Genomic DNA, 5,057 nt, shown 5'->3' with positions numbered 1-5,057 from the left:
AGGTCATGATATACTAATATAGTTGTCGCGCGAGAGCGACAAAGACCTTTGAAAACTGAACAAGACGAACCAATGTGCAGGGCGCTATAACTAAGGTTATAGTAACTGAACAATGAAAAAACAATAAATCTGTCAGTGACAGAATGAGTTTAAGACAAACAATTATTTTAATGAGAGTTTGATCCTGGCTCAGGATGAACGCTGGCGGCGTGCCTAATACATGCAAGTAGAACGCTGAAGCTTGGTGCTTGCACCGAGCGGATGAGTTGCGAACGGGTGAGTAACGCGTAGGTAACCTGCCTCTTAGCGGGGGATAACTATTGGAAACGATAGCTAATACCGCATAAAAGTCGATATCGCATGATATTGATTTGAAAGGTGCAATTGCATCACTAAGAGATGGACCTGCGTTGTATTAGCTAGTTGGTGAGGTAACGGCTCACCAAGGCGACGATACATAGCCGACCTGAGAGGGTGATCGGCCACACTGGGACTGAGACACGGCCCAGACTCCTACGGGAGGCAGCAGTAGGGAATCTTCGGCAATGGGGGCAACCCTGACCGAGCAACGCCGCGTGAGTGAAGAAGGTTTTCGGATCGTAAAGCTCTGTTGTAAGAGAAGAACGAGTGTGAGAGTGGAAAGTTCACACTGTGACGGTAACTTACCAGAAAGGGACGGCTAACTACGTGCCAGCAGCCGCGGTAATACGTAGGTCCCGAGCGTTATCCGGATTTATTGGGCGTAAAGCGAGCGCAGGCGGTTAGATAAGTCTGAAGTTAAAGGCTGTGGCTTAACCATAGTACGCTTTGGAAACTGTTTAACTTGAGTGCAGAAGGGGAGAGTGGAATTCCATGTGTAGCGGTGAAATGCGTAGATATATGGAGGAACACCGGTGGCGAAAGCGGCTCTCTGGTCTGTAACTGACGCTGAGGCTCGAAAGCGTGGGGAGCAAACAGGATTAGATACCCTGGTAGTCCACGCCGTAAACGATGAGTGCTAGGTGTTGGGTCCTTTCCGGGACTCAGTGCCGCAGCTAACGCATTAAGCACTCCGCCTGGGGAGTACGACCGCAAGGTTGAAACTCAAAGGAATTGACGGGGGCCCGCACAAGCGGTGGAGCATGTGGTTTAATTCGAAGCAACGCGAAGAACCTTACCAGGTCTTGACATCCCTCTGACCGCTCTAGAGATAGAGTTTTCCTTCGGGACAGAGGTGACAGGTGGTGCATGGTTGTCGTCAGCTCGTGTCGTGAGATGTTGGGTTAAGTCCCGCAACGAGCGCAACCCCTATTGTTAGTTGCCATCATTGAGTTGGGCACTCTAGCGAGACTGCCGGTAATAAACCGGAGGAAGGTGGGGATGACGTCAAATCATCATGCCCCTTATGACCTGGGCTACACACGTGCTACAATGGCTGGTACAACGAGTCGCGAGTCGGTGACGGCAAGCTAATCTCTTAAAGCCAGTCTCAGTTCGGATTGTAGGCTGCAACTCGCCTACATGAAGTCGGAATCGCTAGTAATCGCGGATCAGCACGCCGCGGTGAATACGTTCCCGGGCCTTGTACACACCGCCCGTCACACCACGAGAGTTTGTAACACCCGAAGTCGGTGAGGTAACCGTAAGGAGCCAGCCGCCTAAGGTGGGATAGATGATTGGGGTGAAGTCGTAACAAGGTAGCCGTATCGGAAGGTGCGGCTGGATCACCTCCTTTCTAAGGAAAAGGAACCTGTACGTTGGTCTTGTTTAGTTTTGAGAGGTCTTGTGGGGCCTTAGCTCAGCTGGGAGAGCGCCTGCTTTGCACGCAGGAGGTCAGCGGTTCGATCCCGCTAGGCTCCATTAACACTATAGTAGTGTTAAGATTGAACATTGAAAATTGAATATCTATATCAAATAGTAACAAGAAAATAAACCGAAACGCTGTAAATATTTAAAGAGTTTAGGTCGAAAGACCAAAAATAAGGTTAAGTTAATAAGGGCGCACGGTGGATGCCTTGGCACTAGAAGCCGAAGAAGGACGTGACAAACGACGAAATGCTTTGGGGAGCTGTAAGTAAGCGACGATCCAGAGATGTCCGAATGGGGGAACCCACTAGCTGATGGCTAGTACTCCTATCTGTTAAGGATAGGTAGAGGAAGACGCAGTGAACTGAAACATCTAAGTAGCTGCAGGAAGAGAAAGCAAAAGCGATTGCCTGAGTAGCGGCGAGCGAAACGGCAGGAGGGCAAACCGAAGAGTTTACTCTTCGGGGTTGTAGGACTGCAATGTGGACTTAAAGATTATAGAAGAATGACATGGGAAGGTCAGCCAAAGAGAGTAAGAGCCTCGTATTCGAAATAGTCTTTATACCTAGCAGTATCCTGAGTACGGCGGGACACGAGAAATCCCGTCGGAATCTGGGAGGACCATCTCCCAACCCTAAATACTCTCTAGTGACCGATAGTGAACCAGTACCGTGAGGGAAAGGTGAAAAGCACCCCGGGAGGGGAGTGAAATAGAACCTGAAACCGTGTGCCTACAACAAGTTCGAGCCCGTTAATGGGTGAGAGCGTGCCTTTTGTAGAATGAACCGGCGAGTTACGATATGATGCGAGGTTAAGTTGAAGAGACGGAGCCGTAGGGAAACCGAGTCTGAATAGGGCGTCTTAGTATTATGTCGTAGACCCGAAACCATGTGACCTACCCATGAGCAGGTTGAAGGTGAGGTAAAACTCACTGGAGGACCGAACCAGGGCACGTTGAAAAGTGCTTGGATGACTTGTGGGTAGCGGAGAAATTCCAAACGAACTTGGAGATAGCTGGTTCTCTCCGAAATAGCTTTAGGGCTAGCGTCGACATTAAGATTCTTGGAGGTAGAGCACTGTTTGGGTGAGGGGTCCATCCCGGATTACCAATCTCAGATAAACTCCGAATGCCAATGAATTATGGTCGGCAGTCAGACTGCGAGTGCTAAGATCCGTAGTCGAAAGGGAAACAGCCCAGACCACCAGCTAAGGTCCCAAAATAATTGTTAAGTGGAAAAGGATGTGGGGTTGCACAGACAACTAGGATGTTAGCTTAGAAGCAGCTATTCATTCAAAGAGTGCGTAATAGCTCACTAGTCGAGTGACCCTGCGCCGAAAATGTACCGGGGCTAAAACAATTTACCGAAGCTGTGGATACCTTTATAGGTATGGTAGGAGAGCGTTCTATGTGTGGAGAAGGTGTACCGTGAGGAGCGCTGGAACGCATAGAAGTGAGAATGCCGGTATGAGTAGCGAAAGACAGGTGAGAATCCTGTCCACCGTAAGACTAAGGTTTCCAGGGGAAGGCTCGTCCGCCCTGGGTTAGTCGGGACCTAAGGAGAGACCGAAAGGTGTATCCGATGGACAACAGGTTGATATTCCTGTACTAGAGTATGTAGTGAAGGAGGGACGCAGTAGGCTAACTAAAGCGTGCGACTGGAAGTGCACGTCTAAGCAGTGAGGTGTGAATTGAGTTAAATGCTTAATTCTATAACATTGAGCTGTGATGGGGAGCGAAGTTTAGTAGCGAAGTTAGTGACGTCACACTGCCAAGAAAAGCTTCTAGCGTTAATCATACTCTACCCGTACCGCAAACCGACACAGGTAGTCGAGGCGAGTAGCCTCAGGTGAGCGAGAGAACTCTCGTTAAGGAACTCGGCAAAATGACCCCGTAACTTCGGGAGAAGGGGTGCTGGCTTAAAGTCAGCCGCAGTGAATAGGCCCAAGCAACTGTTTATCAAAAACACAGCTCTCTGCTAAATCGTAAGATGATGTATAGGGGGTGACGCCTGCCCGGTGCTGGAAGGTTAAGAGGAGTGCTTAGCGTAAGCGAAGGTATGAATTGAAGCCCCAGTAAACGGCGGCCGTAACTATAACGGTCCTAAGGTAGCGAAATTCCTTGTCGGGTAAGTTCCGACCCGCACGAAAGGCGTAATGATTTGGGCACTGTCTCAACGAGAGACTCGGTGAAATTTTAGTACCTGTGAAGATGCAGGTTACCCGCGACAGGACGGAAAGACCCCATGGAGCTTTACTGCAGTTTGATATTGAGTGTCTGTGCCACATGTACAGGATAGGTAGGAGCCATTGAGATCGGGACGCCAGTTTCGATGGAGGCGTTGTTGGGATACTACCCTTGTGTTATGGCCACTCTAACCCGGTAGGTTCATCATCTACGGAGACAGTGTCTGACGGGCAGTTTGACTGGGGCGGTCGCCTCCTAAAAGGTAACGGAGGCGCCCAAAGGTTCCCTCAGAATGGTTGGAAATCATTCGCAGAGTGTAAAGGTATAAGGGAGCTTGACTGCGAGAGCTACAACTCGAGCAGGGACGAAAGTCGGGCTTAGTGATCCGGTGGTTCCGTATGGAAGGGCCATCGCTCAACGGATAAAAGCTACCCTGGGGATAACAGGCTTATCTCCCCCAAGAGTTCACATCGACGGGGAGGTTTGGCACCTCGATGTCGGCTCGTCGCATCCTGGGGCTGTAGTCGGTCCCAAGGGTTGGGCTGTTCGCCCATTAAAGCGGCACGCGAGCTGGGTTCAGAACGTCGTGAGACAGTTCGGTCCCTATCCGTCGCGGGCGTAGGAAATTTGAGAGGATCTGCTCCTAGTACGAGAGGACCAGAGTGGACTTACCGCTGGTGTACCAGTTGTCTCGCCAGAGGCATCGCTGGGTAGCTATGTAGGGAAGGGATAAACGCTGAAAGCATCTAAGTGTGAAACCCACCTCAAGATGAGATTTCCCATGATTTTATATCAGTAAGAGCCCTGAGAGAAGATCAGGTAGATAGGTTAGGAGTGGAAGTTGTGTGAGCAATGGAGCGGACTAATACTAATAGCTCGAGGACTTATCCAAAGAGTCAGAAGATATTGACAACGTGAGTTTAACTTGTTAGAATATAGATGTTCAATTTTGAATGTTTAATCATTCAGAGTTAAGTGACGATAGCCTAGGAGATACACCTGTACCCATGCCGAACACAGCAGTTAAGCCCTAGAACGCCGGAAGTAGTTGGGGGTTGCCCCCTGTGAGATAAGGTAGTCGCTTAGC

The 5,057-nt window shown here is 49.8% G+C and carries 1 tRNA gene and 3 rRNA genes; all 4 read left to right on the top strand.

What is annotated here, in order from left to right:
- The first annotated feature begins 166 nt into the window (after nucleotides 1–166).
- Nucleotides 167–1,714 (top strand): 16S ribosomal RNA (locus H7T92_RS10315).
- Between the two features lie 52 nt (nucleotides 1,715–1,766).
- Nucleotides 1,767–1,839: transfer RNA gene (locus H7T92_RS10310), tRNA-Ala, on the top strand.
- A 123-nt stretch (nucleotides 1,840–1,962) separates the two neighbouring features.
- Nucleotides 1,963–4,862: ribosomal RNA gene (locus H7T92_RS10305) — 23S ribosomal RNA — on the top strand.
- Nucleotides 4,863–4,941: 79 nt separating this feature from the next.
- Nucleotides 4,942–5,057, top strand: a 5S ribosomal RNA gene (rrf, locus tag H7T92_RS10300).
- Together the 16S, 23S and 5S rRNA genes with 1 tRNA gene alongside form the textbook arrangement of a ribosomal RNA operon.

The organism is Streptococcus parasanguinis, from assembly GCF_016648855.1.
Lineage (GTDB): Bacteria > Bacillota > Bacilli > Lactobacillales > Streptococcaceae > Streptococcus > Streptococcus parasanguinis_L.
Note: the sequence above shows the minus strand (reverse complement) of the source record. Positions and strands in the feature narration are given on the sequence as shown.